Annotated in this window: 13 protein-coding genes; 11 read left to right on the plus strand and 2 right to left on the minus strand. The window is 37.9% G+C overall.

Going from position 1 to position 17,744, the window contains the following annotated elements; all coding sequences use genetic code 11:
* Positions 1 to 118: 118 nt before the first annotated feature.
* From LG329_RS00080 to pyrE, 8 genes are read left to right on the plus strand one after another with little or no spacing between them, the layout of a single operon-like run.
* Entirely contained in the window at positions 119 to 1,048 is a 930-nt protein-coding gene (locus LG329_RS00080; protein ID WP_404452527.1) for an aspartate carbamoyltransferase catalytic subunit, read from the plus strand.
* On the plus strand, positions 1,002 to 2,285 hold the full coding sequence (locus LG329_RS00085) for a dihydroorotase (protein WP_404452528.1): 1,284 nt from the start codon (positions 1,002 to 1,004) through the stop codon (positions 2,283 to 2,285). The genes LG329_RS00080 and LG329_RS00085 overlap by 47 nt, the downstream gene beginning before the upstream one ends.
* Positions 2,278 to 3,378, plus strand: a complete 1,101-nt coding sequence (locus LG329_RS00090) for a carbamoyl phosphate synthase small subunit (protein WP_404452529.1) — start codon at positions 2,278 to 2,280, stop codon at positions 3,376 to 3,378. The genes LG329_RS00085 and LG329_RS00090 overlap by 8 nt, the downstream gene beginning before the upstream one ends.
* A complete protein-coding gene (gene carB, locus LG329_RS00095; RefSeq protein ID WP_404452530.1) occupies positions 3,371 to 6,571 on the plus strand; it encodes a carbamoyl-phosphate synthase large subunit in 3,201 nt (1,066 codons plus the stop codon). The genes LG329_RS00090 and carB overlap by 8 nt, the downstream gene beginning before the upstream one ends.
* A complete protein-coding gene (locus LG329_RS00100) occupies positions 6,568 to 7,323 on the plus strand; it encodes a dihydroorotate dehydrogenase electron transfer subunit (RefSeq protein WP_404452531.1) in 756 nt (251 codons plus the stop codon). The genes carB and LG329_RS00100 overlap by 4 nt, the downstream gene beginning before the upstream one ends.
* A complete protein-coding gene (locus LG329_RS00105; protein ID WP_404452532.1) occupies positions 7,320 to 8,234 on the plus strand; it encodes a dihydroorotate dehydrogenase in 915 nt (304 codons plus the stop codon). Before LG329_RS00100 ends, LG329_RS00105 begins: the two co-directional genes overlap by 4 nt.
* Positions 8,231 to 8,947: an orotidine-5'-phosphate decarboxylase gene (gene pyrF, locus LG329_RS00110; protein ID WP_404452533.1), complete on the plus strand. Its 717-nt coding sequence runs from the start codon at positions 8,231 to 8,233 to the stop codon at positions 8,945 to 8,947. Before LG329_RS00105 ends, pyrF begins: the two co-directional genes overlap by 4 nt.
* Positions 8,931 to 9,545, plus strand: coding sequence for an orotate phosphoribosyltransferase (gene pyrE / locus LG329_RS00115; protein WP_404452534.1), 615 nt, complete (start codon positions 8,931 to 8,933; stop codon positions 9,543 to 9,545). The genes pyrF and pyrE overlap by 17 nt, the downstream gene beginning before the upstream one ends.
* 265 nt (positions 9,546 to 9,810) lie before the next feature.
* On the opposite strand, the gene LG329_RS00120 is transcribed toward pyrE, so the two are convergent.
* On the minus strand, positions 9,811 to 10,587 hold the full coding sequence (locus LG329_RS00120; protein WP_404452535.1) for a class I SAM-dependent methyltransferase: 777 nt from the start codon (positions 10,585 to 10,587) through the stop codon (positions 9,811 to 9,813).
* Between the two features lie 122 nt (positions 10,588 to 10,709).
* Here LG329_RS00120 and LG329_RS00125 point away from each other — a divergent pair, with 122 nt between their 5' ends.
* The gene (locus tag LG329_RS00125; protein WP_404452536.1) at positions 10,710 to 11,570 is read left to right on the plus strand and encodes a LysR family transcriptional regulator; all 861 of its coding nucleotides are present in this window, start codon (positions 10,710 to 10,712) and stop codon (positions 11,568 to 11,570) included.
* A gap of 294 nt (positions 11,571 to 11,864) precedes the next feature.
* Entirely contained in the window at positions 11,865 to 12,284 is a 420-nt protein-coding gene (locus LG329_RS00130; RefSeq protein ID WP_404452537.1) for an organic hydroperoxide resistance protein, read from the plus strand.
* A gap of 667 nt (positions 12,285 to 12,951) precedes the next feature.
* Here the strand turns inward: LG329_RS00130 and LG329_RS00135 are convergent.
* Positions 12,952 to 14,673 carry an NFACT family protein gene (locus tag LG329_RS00135; RefSeq protein ID WP_404452538.1) on the minus strand — a complete coding sequence of 574 codons (1,722 nt, stop codon included), beginning with the start codon at positions 14,671 to 14,673 and terminating at the stop codon, positions 12,952 to 12,954.
* Between the two features lie 120 nt (positions 14,674 to 14,793).
* Between LG329_RS00135 and LG329_RS00140 the strand changes: the two genes are divergently transcribed.
* On the plus strand, positions 14,794 to 17,445 hold the full coding sequence (locus LG329_RS00140) for a calcium-translocating P-type ATPase, SERCA-type (protein WP_404452539.1): 2,652 nt from the start codon (positions 14,794 to 14,796) through the stop codon (positions 17,443 to 17,445).
* Positions 17,446 to 17,744 lie beyond the last annotated feature (299 nt).

The raw sequence follows: 17,744 nt of genomic DNA on the forward strand, positions 1-17,744 counted from the left end.
TAAACCTTTAATTTAATCCAGAGAGATTTAAAAGGTTGTCAATGTTATGTGTCGTTTGTACACGTATACCTCTTTGCAGCCTTTTGCAGAGAGGCTTTTTAATAGGGGAGGGTGAATAATGAAACATTTTATATCTACAAAAGATCTGACAACAAACGAAATGTTTACGATATTAGAGCAAGCAGAGCAATATCGACGGCATCATCCTAAGTTTCAACATCAGTTATTTGCAGCAAACCTATTTTTTGAAGCTAGTACACGAACAAAAATGAGTTTCCTTGTGGCAGAAAAAAAGCTGGGAATGGAAACCTTGGATTTACAGATGGAATCATCGAGTGTAACAAAAGGTGAGTCATTATATGATACGGCTAAAACGTGTGAATCTATTGGTGCTAACCTTCTAGTCATACGCCATCAAGTTGATGATTGGTATCAGGATCTTGTTGAACGCCTTCCAGTTCCAATAATTAACGCAGGAGCAGGGAAAGGTGAGCATCCAACACAGTGTATGTTAGATCTCCTTACCATTTATCAAGAGTACGGATATTTTAATGGATTAAAGGTCGTTATCGTCGGAGATATCAAGCACAGCCGGGTTGCAAGGTCTAATGCTCAAGCCCTTCATACGCTAGGGGCAACGGTGTTTTTTGCAGCCGCACCTGGGTTTGAGGATACCACGCTTGAATTTCCATATATAACAATCGATGAGGCTGTTGAAAAATGTGATGTTTTGATGTTACTACGTATTCAACATGAACGTCATGATGGTGGACAATACGAATCTGAATCCTATCATGAAAAATATGGACTCACGATTGAGCGAGAACAAAAGATGCAAGATCATGCGATTATTTTACATCCAGCTCCTGTAAATCGAGGAGTTGAAATAGCATCAGAATTAGTAGAATGCAACCGTTCAAGAATTTTTAAACAAATGAATAACGGTGTCTATATACGAATGGCAATCATTACAACATTATTAAAGGAATGGGGAATGTATGATGACAATCTTACTAAAAAACGCAACACGCCTAACGGAATCAAATAACACAGAAAAAGTTGATATTTTTATAGAGGATAATCGCATAAAAAAAATTGCTACTAATCTTTCAAACGAGGCTGAACAAGTGATTGATTGTGAAAACAATATGGTCTTCCCAGGATTTATTGATGTACACATACACTTGCGGGAGCCTGGCGGGGAGCATAAAGAGACAATTGAAACTGGTACCAAAGCAGCTGCAAGAGGTGGATACACGACAGTTTGTTCCATGCCAAATACATCGCCGGTTCCAGATAACGAGGAAACCGTTCAAGCATTGTTTGATAAAATTAACGAAACCGCTGTTGTTCGTGTACTGCCATATGCCGCAATTACAAAAGGACTTAAAGGAACGGAATTAACAAACATTAAGAAAATAGCAGATATGGGTATATTCGCTTTTACGGACGATGGTGTAGGCATACAAACCGCGGACTTTATGCTACGCGCAATGAAGGAAGCTGCGGCATGTAATGTTCCCATTGTAGCTCATTGTGAAGATAATTCAATTGTATATGGTGGTGTAGTTCATCAGGGAAATGTAAGTGAACGAATGAATTTCCCTGGCATCCCATCGTTAAGTGAATCGGTACAAATTGCACGGGATGTTTTATTAGCTGAAGCTGCGGGAGCCCATTATCATGTTTGTCACGTAAGTACAAAAGAGTCAGTTCGTGTCATCCGTGATGCAAAAAAAGCAGGTATTCATGTTACAGCAGAAGTAACTCCACATCATTTATTACTTAATGAAGAAGCAATAACGGAAGATGATACGAACTTTAAAATGAATCCACCGCTTCGAAGCAAAGAGGATCAGGGAGCGCTTCTGGAGGGATTAATCGATGGAACTATTGATTTCATTGCGACTGACCATGCCCCACATGCAGCATCTGAAAAAGCATTAGGGTTCCTGCAATCTCCATTTGGAATTGTTGGGTTGGAAACAGCCTTTTCACTTCTTTATACGTATCTAGTAAAAACAAACAAAATTTCACTAAACCAATTAGTAGATTGGTTAACCATTAAACCCGCCCAAGTTTTCCAACTGCCATACGGAAAGTTGGAGGAAGATGCAATTGCAGATATAACAATTGTAAACCTAGATGAAGAAACACAAATTGACAAATATCAATTTCATTCAAAAGGTAAAAATACTCCATTCCACGAATGGAATATTACAAGTAAACCAGTTATAACGATATCAGACGGAAAAGTAGTTTATAAGGAGGATATTCATGACTAAGCGCCAGTTAATTTTAGAAGACGGAACTGTATTTATCGGTGAGGGATTTGGAAGTGATCGAAAAAAATCGGGCGAGGTCGTTTTTAACACAGGGATGACTGGTTACCAGGAAGTAATTACTGATCCTTCTTATTGTGGCCAAATCGTTACCATGACATATCCATTGGTTGGCAATTATGGAATCAACCGTGATGATTTTGAAACGGTGACACCTTTTATTCATGGCTTTGTGGTGAAGGAAATCTGTGATTATCCATCCAATTTCAGGAGTGATGAGAGCCTTAGTTCTTACCTGAAGGCAAACGATATTCCTGGAATTTCAGGAATTGATACTAGAAAGTTAACGAAGATCATTCGAAAGCATGGAACGATGAAAGCGTTGATTGCTGATGCAACTGAATCTAAAGATGAGCTCTTATTCGAATTAAATAACCAGCCGTTGATAACCAATCAGGTACAACGGACATCAACTGTAAAACCATATGTGGTACCCGGTCGTGGGCACCGTATTGTGTTAGTGGATTTTGGAATGAAACACGGCATATTACGCGAACTAACTAAACGAAATTGCCATGTAACGGTTGTTCCATACAATTACAGCGCAGAGAATATTTTACGGTTGAAGCCAGATGGAATTATGCTGACGAACGGCCCGGGAGATCCAAAAGACGTGCCGGAAGCAATTGAAATGGTTAGTGAGGTTCTCGGTAAAATTCCGTTGTTTGGAATTTGCTTAGGTCACCAATTATTTGCTTTAGCATGTGGAGCAGATACAGAAAAAATGAAATTCGGACACCGTGGTTCGAATCATCCTGTGAAAGATTTAGAACTAAACAAAACATATTTAACCTCACAAAATCACAGCTATGCGGTTAGACCTGATACTTTAAATCAAACGGATTTAGTTTTAACACAGGTAGCATTAAATGATAATACAGTCGAGGGAATTAAGCATAAAACATACCCAGCATTTACCGTGCAATATCATCCAGAAAGTTCACCAGGTCCAGAAGATACGAATCACTTATTTGATAATTTTATGACGATGATTGAACAAGTTCACGCTAAAAAAGAGGAGGAGACTTATGCCTAAGAATACAGCAATAAAGAAAATCCTAGTAATTGGATCAGGCCCGATTGTTATTGGACAAGCAGCAGAATTTGATTATTCAGGAACACAAGCATGTCAAGCACTGAAAGAGGAAGGTTACCAAGTTATTTTAGCGAACTCCAATCCTGCAACGATTATGACCGATCATACAGTGGCAGATAAAGTTTATATGGAGCCACTAACAGTTGAATTTTTGACAAAAATCATTCGGAGAGAACAACCAGATGCTTTACTTCCAACACTTGGGGGGCAAACTGGATTAAATCTTGCGGTAGCGCTTGAAGAAACTGGTATTTTAGCAGATTATAATGTGAACCTGCTCGGAACATCACTAGAAGCGATACAAAAAGCAGAGGACAGAGAGTTGTTCCGTTCATTGATGGGAGAACTTAATGAACCTGTTCCTGAAAGTCAAATAGTAAATACAGTAGATCAAGCGATAGACTTTGCAAATGAAATAGGTTTTCCACTCATTGTAAGACCAGCTTACACATTAGGTGGAACTGGTGGGGGAATGTGTTATTCGGAACAAGAATTACGCGACATTACTCGAAACGGATTAGCTTTATCACCGGTTAACCAATGCCTAATTGAACGAAACATTGCAGGCTTTAAAGAAATCGAATATGAAGTAATGCGTGATAAAAATGACCAGGCAATCGTCGTATGTAATATGGAAAACGTTGATCCTGTTGGAATTCATACTGGAGATTCAATTGTCGTAGCACCATCACAAACACTAAGTGACCGGGAATACCAGTTATTACGTAATGCATCACTCAAGATTATTCGTGCGTTAAAAATAGAAGGTGGATGTAATGTTCAACTAGCACTGGATCCAAACAGCTTTAATTATTTTATTATAGAAGTTAATCCACGTGTAAGTCGTTCATCAGCACTGGCATCTAAGGCAACTGGTTATCCAATTGCAAAAGTTGCAGCAAAAATCGCAGTAGGATTAACGTTAGATGAGATCCTAAACCCAATTACCGGAAAAACTTATGCTTGCTTTGAACCTTCTTTGGATTATGTTGTTACGAAAATACCACGGTTTCCATTTGATAAATTTATTACAGGGGACCGTTATTTAGGAACACAAATGAAGGCAACAGGCGAGATTATGGCAATCGGTCGAAATTTTGAAGAATCACTTTTAAAAGGTGTTCGTTCCCTTGATATAGGAACAGACGAGCTTTGGTTAAAATCACTAACTAAATTGTCACTTGAAGAACTAACACATCGTTTAATAAAAGCTGATGATGAAAGGTTATTTGTTCTAGCTGAAGTGTTTAGACGTGGTATGACTGTTGATGAAATTTTTGAACAAACAAAAATTGATCGTTTCTTTCTTATGAAAATTCATAGGTTAATTGAATTAGAACAAGAACTAAATGAAAATAGAAACGATGTCCACTTGTTAGAAAAGGTTAAAAAGCTTGGTTTGTCTGATGCTCACATTGCGCGAATTTGGGAAACTTCGGTTGATGAAATATATGCAATCCGAATGCAAAATGAGCTAGCACCAGTATACAAAATGGTTGATACATGTGCTGCTGAATTTGAGTCTGAGACACCATATTTTTATAGTACCTATGAAGATGAAAATGAATCAATTAAATCTGATCGTAAAAAGATCCTTGTACTAGGGTCAGGACCGATACGAATCGGACAAGGTATTGAGTTTGATTATGCAACAGTTCATTCGGTTATAGCGATCAAGGAAATGGGCTATGAAGCAATTATTATGAACAACAATCCTGAAACTGTTTCAACCGATTTCAGCATATCTGATAAATTATATTTCGAACCATTAACCCTTGAAGATGTGATGCATGTTATTAACTTAGAAAAACCTGAAGGCGTCATTGTACAATTTGGTGGACAAACAGCTATTAATTTAGCAGACGGATTACAAAGACGCGGTGTGGAAATTCTAGGGACAAACTTAGAGGCTATAGATAAAGCAGAGGACCGTGACAAGTTTGAACAACTATTAAATGACTTAGATTTATTACGTCCGAAAGGTAAATCTGTTATAAAACTTAATCAAGCACTTGAAGTGGCAAATGAAATTGGTTATCCAGTTTTAGTTAGACCTTCCTATGTAATTGGTGGTAGCCGGATGGAAATTGTATATGACGATGCTGAATTAAACGCATATCTGGCAAAATCAAACGACACGGATGATAAGCATCCAATATTAATTGATAAATACATCACTGGGATTGAAGTGGAAGTTGATGCAATAAGTGATGGGGAAACAACGATCATTCCGGGAATCATGGAACATATCGAACGCGCAGGGGTACATTCTGGAGATTCAATTGCTGTTTATCCGCCACAACGAATAAGTGAAGTGGTTAAAGATAAATGTCTTGATGCATCGACAAAAATTGCCCAGGAATTAAACGTTAAAGGGCTAATCAATATTCAATTTATCATTCGCAATGATGATGTATATGTATTAGAAGTTAATCCAAGAGCAAGTAGAACGATTCCTTTCTTAAGTAAAGTTACCGGCGTTACGATGGCAAACCTTGCAACACGATGTATTTTAGGAGAATCGTTAAACTCAATGGGGTATACCTCAGGAATTTTACCAGAACAAGCTAGCGTATCTGTTAAAGTACCGGTATTTTCTTTTGAAAAGTTACGAAGTGTAGATACAATTTTAGGACCAGAAATGAAATCAACTGGAGAAGCGATTGGTCATGACAAGACGCTAGAAAAAGCGTTGTATAAAGGTCTTATTGCTTCGGGTCTAAAGGTTCCACAGGAAGGCTCGGTACTTTTAACAGTTGCCGATAAGGACAAGGCGGAAACACTTGAAATTGCAGACCGTTTCCATCAGCTCGGATTTCAATTATATGCAACGTCCGGTACTGCGAGCTATGTTCAACAAAATGGTATTCCAGTTACCGAGGTTGCAAAGATCGGATCAGATGAACCAAATGTGTTATCCATCATTGAAAGTGGTAACGTACAGTTCGTCGTAAATACACTGACTTCTGGTAAAAAACCACGTTCAGACGGCTTTATGATTCGCCGACAAGCGGTTGAACATGGTATTGCATGTCTCACAAGTCTTGATACTGCGAACGCTATTCTAAATGTAATAGACTCAACAACGTTTAGTGCAAAACCAATGGCAGATAAAAAGGTTGTTCTGTCATGATGAAGAAAGAAGAACTAAGGATCGTTAAATTGACTGAAATTGCACGTGAGACAACGGAAATGGTTCTTCAAAATGCTTATATCAGTAAAACGGCAGAGCCTGGTCAGTTTTTGCATATCGGCGTGGAAGGTCATACGTTACGACGTCCAATATCGATTGCGAACATTGATAGGGAGAATGAAACGATTACTGTTTTGTTTAAACAACTTGGTGAGGGTACCAAAGCACTTTCTAGGTACCAGGTAGGTATGAAAATTAATGCATTAGGTCCAAGTGGTAATGGTTTTACTTTTGATAACAAGAAGAATAAGACCATCTTGTTAGTAGGTGGGGGAATTGGTATTCCCCCATTATACTGCCTTGGCAAAACGCTAGCTAAACAAGGTGTGAAGATAATATCTGTCTTAGGATTCCAAACGGCTGATAGTGTTTTTTATGAAGAAAAATTTAATGATCTCGGTGAAACGTTTATTACAACAAATGACGGAACTTATGGTCACCATGGTTTTGTAACAGATATATTAGATGAGGTAGGCGAGTATGATTGTTATTATTCATGTGGTCCCCTACCAATGCTGCAAGCTGTCACAACTAAACTTAAAGGCCAACAAGGCTATATATCATTAGAAGAACGGATGGGTTGTGGTGTTGGTGCATGTTTCGCTTGTGTAATTCCAACAGACAATCAAGGCGGGTATAAAAAGATATGCAAGGATGGTCCAGTTTTTGCAGCAAGTGAGGTGGCGTTATGACTGAATTAGCGGTAAATCTACCAGGTCTAGAATTGAAGAATCCAATTATGCCAGCTTCTGGATGTTTTGGATTTGGTCGTGAATACAGTGATTTTTATAACCTTGATCAATTAGGTGCCGTTATTATGAAGGCTGCTACAGGATCTAATCGTATCGGAAACAAAACACCACGTGTTGCAGAAACCTCGGCTGGAATGCTGAATGCAATTGGGTTACAAAACCCAGGCGTAGATAAAATTATTGAAACAGAAGTACCGTTCCTGGCTAAGTATCAGATACCAATTATTGCAAATGTAGCTGGAAGCACGATAGAAGAATATGAGAAGGTCGCGGAAGCATTTAATCATACAGATTCTGTTCATGCACTTGAGTTAAATATTTCATGTCCAAACGTCAAAGAGGGTGGAATTCAATTTGGTACTGACCCTGAAATGGCTGCGAATGTTACAAGAATCGTAAAGAAGGCTAGTAATCTACCTGTTTATGTGAAATTATCGCCGAATGTTTCAGACATTGTAGCAATGGCTAAAGCAGTAGAAGAAGCTGGGGCAGACGGCCTAACCATGATTAATACGCTATCTGGAATGCAAATCCATTTACCAAGCAAAAAGCCATTATTAGCCAATAAAACTGGTGGATTATCTGGACCAGCTATAAAGCCTGTTGCCATTCGGATGATTTACGAAGTAAGCCAACACGTTTCTATACCAATTATAGGAATGGGTGGAATCTCCAACGTAGACGATGTAATTGAATTTTTATTAGCAGGGGCAAGTGCAGTTGCGGTTGGAACAGCAAACTTCCAGAATCCATTCATCTGTCCAGAATTGATTGAAGAATTACCAAATGCATTGAAAAAGTATGGTTTTAAATCAGTTGAAGATGCGATTGGAAAGGGGCATGAAGTATGAACACAAATATGTATCTATCTTTAGATTTTCCAACATGGGAAGAGGCAAAAGGGTTTATTGATACACATGAGTTTCATGGTGTGCCAGTGAAAGTCGGCATGGAGTTATTTTACCGTGAGGGGCCACAAGTGATTGAAAAACTAAAAGAAAACAATCATGCCATTTTTCTTGATCTTAAATTACACGATATCCCTACTACTGTAAATAAAGCAATGAAAAATATCGCTAAGCTGGAAGTTGATATGGTTAATGTTCATGCGCTAGGTGGAAGTGAAATGATTCAGCGTGCTAAAGAAGGATTGTTATCGGGTTCCATTTCCGGCCACAAGACAAAACTTATTGCTGTGACAGTACTTACATCAATGGATGACGAGGCATTGAAAAATGAATTAAGATTACCACGAAATTTACATGACAATGTGCTTCACTTTGCAGACTTTGCCAATCAAAATGGTGCAGAAGGAGTAGTTTGTTCTGTACATGAAGCAAAAGCAATTAAAGAATTATGCGGTTCCTCATTTTTAACAGTTACACCTGGAATACGATTAGATGATTCAGATGTAAATGATCAAAAACGAATTGCAACACCAACGTTTGCAAGGGAAAACGGATCCGATATTCTTGTGCTTGGACGTACGGTTACAAAAGCAGCCAATCCAAAAGCGGCATACAATAAAGTTATCGAGGAGTGGGGATATGGGATTAAATCATGAAATAGCGAAAGATCTACTGGATATTAAAGCGATTCAAATTAGAACTGAGGATTATTTTACATGGACTTCGGGTATCAAATCACCAATTTATTGTGATAACAGATTAACCATGTCTTATCCAGCTATACGTAAAAAAGTAGTTAAGGGATTTGTCGAATTAATTGAACAAATGGATGTAAAACCAGATGTGATAGCAGGTTGTGCTACAGCTGGGATTCCACATGCTGCCTGGCTTGCTGATGAGCTTAATCTGCCAATGGTATATGTTCGATCAAAACCAAAGGGTCATGGTAAAGGCAACCAAATTGAAGGTCATTTTGAAAAAGGTCAAAAAGTGGTAGTGATTGAGGACTTGATTTCAACAGGAGGATCTTCAATCGACTCGGCTCAAGCACTTATGAATGAAGGGGCTGAAGTGTTAAGCGTCCTTGCCATTTTTACATACGGATTAGAAAAATCTGTTGAAAAGTTTTCTGAAGCAAATTTAGCTTTTGATACGATTACAAATTATGAAGAAGTACTAGCCCTGTTAGTGGAAGATGGAACAATAAGTGGGGCTGAGAGTGAGAAATTGCAGGCATGGAGAAAAGAATTATAGAAAAGAATTAAGAGATCAAATCGTATGCTGATTTGGTCTCTTTAACATATTCCGAGCTTGGCGGACTTCATCAGTTCCGTTATTTGTGGAAAAATGGGTTAATTCCTAATATTCGCGGACATAGGTTCCGCTATTTTGTAAAAAAGCAGTAATTTCCTTATGCTTTTTCGTAAATAGAGGACTCAGGGTCCGCTTAGCCCTTGAAATAGGGTCAATTAATAAAATAACGTACTCAATGTCCGCTTAAAATATTACATTAAAAATATTAATCATCTTTCAAACAAATTTCACACATAACCATCCACTCATCAATAGCAAACGATTGTAATTGATCATCCTTAATTTTCACTTGAAAATATTCTCGAACATTTTCCGGTGCATTTTTCATATAAGAAGTAACTTCACGTTTTATCCCTTCATCTTCCACCATGCGATTCAACCACTCGTTATATGGCAATGTTTTCTTTCTCGATTTTTCTTGGAGCACGGATAATTGGTAGGTGGTCAATAATTTTTTCCATTCAGATATAGGGAGTGACCGAACATGACTATAATCTCGCATCTTTTCAAACGTATTTACAAAATTATCAAGTGTTGGGTCTTCAGGTGCAATGTTATCAATAAGTACAAATTTTCCACCAGGCTTCAAAATGCGCTGAACTTCTTTGATGAATTTCTCTGGATTTGGAAAATGATGTGCCGCAATTCGACATGTAACGATATCAAAAGAATGGTCATCAAACGGTAATTCTTCAGCATCTGCAATAGTATAGCTGATATTTTCATATTCTTTCAGATGTTTTGCGGTATTTGTTAACATTGCTTCGGTTAAATCGGATGCGGTTACTTTCGCAACGTGGTTAGAAAGTTGTTTAGCGACATGTCCACCACCGGTTGCAATATCGAGAGCTATCATCGTCGAATTTGGCTTCAACCATTCAATCATTAATGGTAAATCAATACCAGTTGCATGTGTGGAGCTTGTAACATAGGCGTTACTGTTTTTCCCAAAAGACCTTTTTACATTTTCCTTCTCATTCATAAACATTTACCTCCTTCGATTATGTTGTGTATATGGTTATCATATGTTTAAAGATGCAATAAGTAAAATACTAGTTTATAATCGATAGTAATAATAAATACTTATCAAGTGAGGGTTGCAAAATGAAAATTGATGATTATATTTTATTATTAAAATTAAACGAGATTGGAACCATTCGTGGAACAGCCAAAATCATATTAATATCGCAGCCGGCCGTAACACAACGTCTTAAATACATAGAGGAATACTTTGGTCAAACCATTTTTATTCGTACATCCAAAAAGCTAATGCTTACACCTGTTGGTGAAATGATAATCAATCATGCCAAGACTGTGGTTGAAGGAGAAGAAGCGTTGAAAAACAGTTTGCTTGAGTCTAGTGAAGAGGTTCAAGGTACGTTATCTATCGCATGCTCTTCGCTCATTAGCCAGCGTTATTTACCTGCTATGCTCGCTGAATACACCAGTGCGTATCCGAATGTTGGCATTGATCTTGTCACGGGTATTAGTGAAGACATCAAACGTGATCATAAAAATTATCATGTTTGTATAATTCGTGGTGAAAAGTTAAGGGAGAGTATGTGTTCTTGTATATTTGAGGATCCATTATATATATTTGATACCGAACCATTTCCAAAAAATAAATTAAAAGAAAGACCATTAATTTCGTTTAAGAGCGATGACAGTATGCATGAATTAGTTGATAATTGGCTGTACCATCATCAACATCATATTAAGCCACTTAAAACAATCCGAGTTGATCAAATCGAAACCTGTAAGCAGTTTATGAAACAAGGGCTAGGCATGGCGGTTTTACCAAAAAGCGTTTCCGATACAATGATGGACGAATATCCACATGTAGCATTAACATTAAATAAACGGAGTGTTACAAAAAGTACATGGGTTTGTTATCAGGAAGAGGTAAGGAAATTGCCACAGGTAGAAAAATTCCTTGATACGATTTTAAATAAGGACTATATATAATTGTTTCTAAATGTTTGTTGTTATTAAATGAAAAGTGTTGCTGTGTAGGATGATAAATGAGTATCAGCAGTGGAAATATGCGAGACTCCTGCGGGAAAAGCAAGCTACGCAAGACCCCTGAGGCGAGGTACGAGTTGAGGAGGCTTGCGGCTGCCCCGCGGAAAGCGAGTATATTTCCACTGCGGCATTATACAAACAACAACCTTTACTAAAAGAGTCTATATATAATTGTTTAGTAAAGTAAACTTAGTGGAACAGTATTATATATTCAGATAATAGAGGAGTGTTAGATATATGAGCAAGGTAATCTTTACATCAAAAGCAACTGCGAAAAATGGCCGTGATGGTCATGTTAAATCTGAGGATGGACTAATTGATTTAGACTTAGTAAATCCTGCAACGAATAAGGAAGATAAAGGATCGAATCCTGAGCAACTTTTCGCTGCAACCTATTCATCATGTTTTGATGGTGCATTAAATCTGGTAGCGTCAAAACAAGATAAAAAAATCGACTCTGAAACTACTGCAGAGGTTAGTTTTTGCAAAGATGAAGAAGATGGTGGATTTAAAATTGCAGCAACGTTGAATGTTTCTGTCAAAGGTGTCAGTCAAGAAGAAGCAGACAAGTTAGTGGAAGAGGCACATAAGGTTTGCCCTTATTCCAAAGCCACCCGTGGTAATGTTGATGTAACCTTAAATGCTAAAGCTGTATAGAAAAGCGTAAGCACCTGGTTGCGGAAAGTAGACTAAGATAAAGGCTGTATTCTCAAGGGTTGTTGGTTTATAAGAGAATAGATATAAACTCCTACGACATAACTTATATCTAAGTTAGATCTGTAGTACTGATAATGGAAACAAGTTACTAAGGCAGCTGCAACCCGTATACACTTCGCTTTTCGCGGGTGGCTGGTGAGCCTCCTTGTGCTAACGCACTGCGTAGTCTCACCGATGCCTTTCCTCCCGCAGAATAAGGAAGGCTTCTTGAAAAGGCATCGCACGAAGAAAAAGTGCTTTTCTTTTTCGAGGAGTCTACGTGTATACGGGCTGCTGGTATAACAGCTGCCAATAACAGTGTTCATTAGTTGAATGAAATGACAAAGAATGCTTACGTAATTAGCTTTACCAGTCCAGGTGAGTGGAGGGCGGTGACTCCTGCGGGAACAGCACGTGTCCGAAGACCCCGCAGAGTGGTCTTCTCGAGGAGGCTAAGGCCGTGCCCGCGGAAAGCATCCGCCCGGAGCGATCCTGGACGGCAGCAATAACACATGTCTTTGGACATAAACCTTAGTTACGTCGTAGTTTATCTCACTATGAAGATGAAAAGCATCAATGCGTACGAAAAGAGCCAAGATAAAAGAAACGGATGACTCTAATTATAGAATCATCCGTTTTTTATATTACTTTTTAATGTTTCAGTAATAGTTTTGTCTGGTGTTACAAAAAGCGTTTTTTGGTTATCATACGTCACAAACCCAGGCTTTGCACCATTTGGTTTCTTTACATGTCGAATGGTTGTGTAATCAACCGGTACAGAAGAGGACTGCTGAGATTTACTGAAGAATGCTGCTAAATGAGCAGCTTCAAGCAATGTCTCTTCACTAGGATTTTTATCTTGAATAACCACATGTGAACCAGGAATATCCTTTGTGTGTAACCATACATGATCACGATGTGCTAGTTTATTTGTAACATATTCATTTTGCTTATTATTTTTCCCTACTAGAATCTGAGTTCCATCAGTTGCCTGGTATGCATCCGGCTTAGGCAATCCTTGCTTATTCTTTTTCTTTTGCTTCGAACGTTGTCTTTTTAGATAGCCTTCATCACGTAGTTCTTCCCGAATGTCTTCTACATCTTCCTCTCGAGCTACATCAATTTGTTGGAGTAATTGGTCAAGGTAATTAATTTCATCTTTCGTTTTACTTATTTCTTTCTCAACTACTTTTTTTGATGTTTTTAGCTTTTGATAGGTTTTGAAGAATCCTTGTGTATTTTCACTTGGTGTTTTGTTTGGATTTAATTCAATCGTAAGCTCCCTTTGTTCAGGATCATAGTAATCTGTTACAACTACGGATTTATCACCTTTTTTTACAAGATGCATATTTGCTGTTAACAATTCACCTAAATGTTGAAATTTATCTGCGTTATCCGCTTTTTTTATGGTTTGATTGTGCTTTTTCATTTTACGTTCGTTTTTATCTTTCTCATTTTTAATAAAACGATAAAGATCTTTGGCTTGTTGTTTGACACGATCACGTTCCGCTTTTCCAGAGTAAAAAGCATCAAGCATTTCGTTAGTGGTAGCAAACGCTTCTTTATCACCATCTACAGTTTCAAGTGGTAATACATGAAAATCTTCTTTTTTATTTCTATATATAGCAGGTTTAAAATCAAAGTTTTGAATGGTATGTTGTAAATCAGTAAAAACGCTCATATACGTCTGCTGTGATCCAAGTTTAGCCCGTCCTACTATCTCACGAGCAACTAAGGGTGATACACCACTAAGGGTTTGGATAATTTGATTTTCTATTTTCCCTTGATTGAAGTCAATTTTCCGGATGAATTCTTCCGCGTTTATTGTTAATATATTTAGTTTATCTTGATGTGGTGGAAGAATGTATTCATGACCAGGTAATATCGTCCGGTGACGGTTCTGTGCTAATGATACATGTTTTAGGCTATCGATAATATGTCCTTTTTCTTGATCAATTAGCATCAAATTACTATGTTTCCCCATTAATTCAATCACGAGTGATTTGTGAGTGATATCCCCAATTTCATTTCTCGTTTTAAAAGTGAATGTTATGATTCGTTCCATTCCATCCTGTTCGATCGATTCGATGACCGAACCTGATAAATATTTTCGAAGAATCATACAAAACATTGGAGGTTCTTTCGGATTTGTATACGTATCATTTGTGATATGTATTCTAGCGTACATCGGATGAATAGAAAATAGTAATGTATGATTTTTTCCATTGCTTCGTATAGTGAAAACAATCTCAGTATCTGTTGGTTGATAAATTTTATTTATTTTGCCAGGAACAATTTGTTCGTTCCATTCATTTGTTAGTGCTCTTGTTACAATTCCATCGAATGGCATGCAATCACCTCATGCGCAATTATAGCATTTTTCAGGACAAGTCTGCATACATATCGTTAAGAGAAGGCTAAAATTATCAATTTCTTGATAAGAAATGGGGCTAAACTGGAGGGGTGTGTTTTGCAGTGGTATCAATTAGACAAAGAAACAATTGAACAAAAGCTACATGTTACAACTGAGCGAGGGCTTACATCAAAACAAGTGGAAACTAGACGAAAGCAGCATGGGGCAAACGAATTGGATGCAGGGAAACAGACTGCAAAATGGTTAATTTTCATTAAACAGTTTCAGGATTTTATGGTGTTAGTTTTATTGGCGGCGACTTTAATTGCGGGACTACTCGGCGAATATATTGATGCAATAGCAATTATGGTTATCGTTTTTGTGAACGGGTTTATTGGATTTTTTCAAGAACAAAAAGCGGAAAAATCATTAGCTAAGTTAAAAGAACTATCCGCTCCTTTTGCTTATGTATTAAGGGATAAGTCCTGGGAAAAAAGACCATCAAAAGATATTGTTGTTGGTGATGTAATTCAAGTCAGTAGTGGAGATAGAATTCCTGCAGATTTAAGAATAGTAGATTCAAAAAGCATGGAAACAGAAGAATCTACCTTAACGGGTGAATCGCTTCCGGTAATGAAACATGCTAATTCCCTTAATAAAGAAGATTTAGGTCCACAAGACCAAACAAATATGGCTTTTATGGGAACATTGGTAACACGTGGATCGGGGACAGGTATTGTTGTCGGAACAGGCATGAATACGGTGATGGGACAAATTGCATCACTAATGGTTAAAACGAAGAAAATTATTACACCATTAGAACATAAGCTTGCAGAATTAGGAAAGATATTAATCATAATCGCCCTTATTTTAACTGCATTAGTTGTTGGTGTAGGAGTCTATCAAGGGCATCCAGTCTATAATATGTTTCTGGCAGGGGTCTCATTAGCTGTCGCTGCTATACCAGAAGGACTTCCAGCAATTGTAACGGTTGCATTGTCACTCGGAGTACAACGAATGATTAGAAAGAATGCGATCGTACGCAAACTCTCAGCGGTTGAAACGCTTGGTAGTGCATCAGTTATTTGTTCCGATAAAACAGGTACAATGACTGAAAATCAAATGACGGTTAAAGAGCTTTATTTAAATGATAATAATTTAGTTGTAACGGGTGATGGATATGACCTACTAGGCGATTATTATTCCAATAACAAAAAGGTAGATGATCAATTTCCTCACTTAAAATCAATGCTTTTATATGGAATGCTTTGTAACCATTCATCCCTTCTAGTGAAAAAGGGGAAAAACTTTATTAATGGTGACCCAACAGATGGAGCGCTTCTTGTTGCTGCAAGGAAATTGGGCATCACACAATCTGACGGGGAATCGTATCGTATTGTCAAAGAAATACCGTTTGATTCAACTAGAAAACGGATGAGTATGGTCGTGGAAGATGAGAACAAACGTCAATTTCTTATTACGAAAGGGGCTCCAGACGTACTGTTGCCAAGATCGACCTTTGTAATATCGAATAATGAAAAACGATTGATGAAATCCGCAGATAAGAACAGAATCAATGATGAGATTAACAAAATGGGTGAAAAAGCACTAAGGACAATTGCAATTGCGATAAAACCGCTCACAAATAGCGAGCAGAGTGACAGTTTGTTAGAGAATGACTTAACATTCATTGGTTTATACGGAATGATCGACCCACCTCGAAAAGAAGTGAAAGCGGCGATCGAGGATTGTAAAAAAGCAGGAATTAAAACAGTTATGATTACAGGTGATCATGAGAAAACAGCTCGTGCGATTGCGACCAATTTGAATTTATTACCAGAAAATGGACTAGTTCTCGATGGCTATCAACTAAATCAAATGTCAACAGATGAATTGGAAGAAATTATAGACCGCGTTTACGTATTTGCCCGAGTTACACCAGAGCATAAGTTAAAAATAGTTGATGCTTTTCAACAAAAAGGTCACATTGTAGCCATGACTGGTGATGGAGTAAATGATGCGCCTGCTATTAAAGCAAGTAATATAGGAATAAGTATGGGACGTAGCGGTACAGACGTGGCGAAAGAAGCGTCATCTCTTATTTTAATGGATGATAATTTTGCAACAATTAAAGCTGCAATAAATGAAGGAAGAAATATTTACGAAAACATTCGTAAGTTTATTCGTTACTTATTGGCTTCTAATGTTGGTGAAATTTTAGTAATGCTATTCGCCATGTTATTAGGACTCCCATTGCCACTCGTTCCGGTACAAATTTTATGGGTTAACTTAGTTACAGATGGACTACCAGCTATGGCGCTAGGACTAGACCAACCGGAAGCAGACGTCATGAGCCGTAAACCACGTCATCCAAAAGAAGGTATTTTTGCAAGGGGACTAGGTTTTAAAATAGTTAGTCGGGGTCTGTTAATCGGATTAGTTACGTTAGTTGCGTTTATGATAGCCTATCAGGACAATCCCGATAATTTGATTTATGCACAGACGATGGCATTTACTACTCTTGTCATGGCACAATTAATTCATGTATTTGATTGTCGAAGTGAACGTTCCGTATTTTCACGGAATCCATTTGGCAATAAATATCTAGTACTCGCAGTATTATCATCACTTGCCATGTTGTTATGTGTCATTTATTTTGAACCATTACAACCGATATTCCACACTGTTTTCTTGAGTATACGAGATTGGATATTCATACTTGCACTAAGTGCAATACCAACCGTATTTTTTGGATTCACAAAAAAGTAAGAAGAAAAGTAGAAAAGCGAAGGCGACTGTACAGCGACGTACAAATAGATAGAACTGTGAAAGTACGGTGAACTATCCGTACATTCATCAGGACTATTTATTTGCTAGTCGCTAGGAGCCGCAGCTAGACAAGAAAAGCGAAGGCGACTGTTCAGAAGCGGACGCATAAGAAAGGGACCGGAAAACGCCTGGTTTTTGGCGTTTGGAGTGTCAATTGCTTATGACGGCAGCTTCTAGGAGCCGCAGCTGGACAAGAAAAGCGAAGGCGACTGTTCAGAAGCGGACGCATAAGCCAAAGA

Origin of the sequence: Virgibacillus necropolis (genome assembly GCF_044793635.1) — a bacterium.
GTDB classification, from domain to species: domain Bacteria; phylum Bacillota; class Bacilli; order Bacillales; family Amphibacillaceae; genus Virgibacillus_F; species Virgibacillus_F necropolis_A.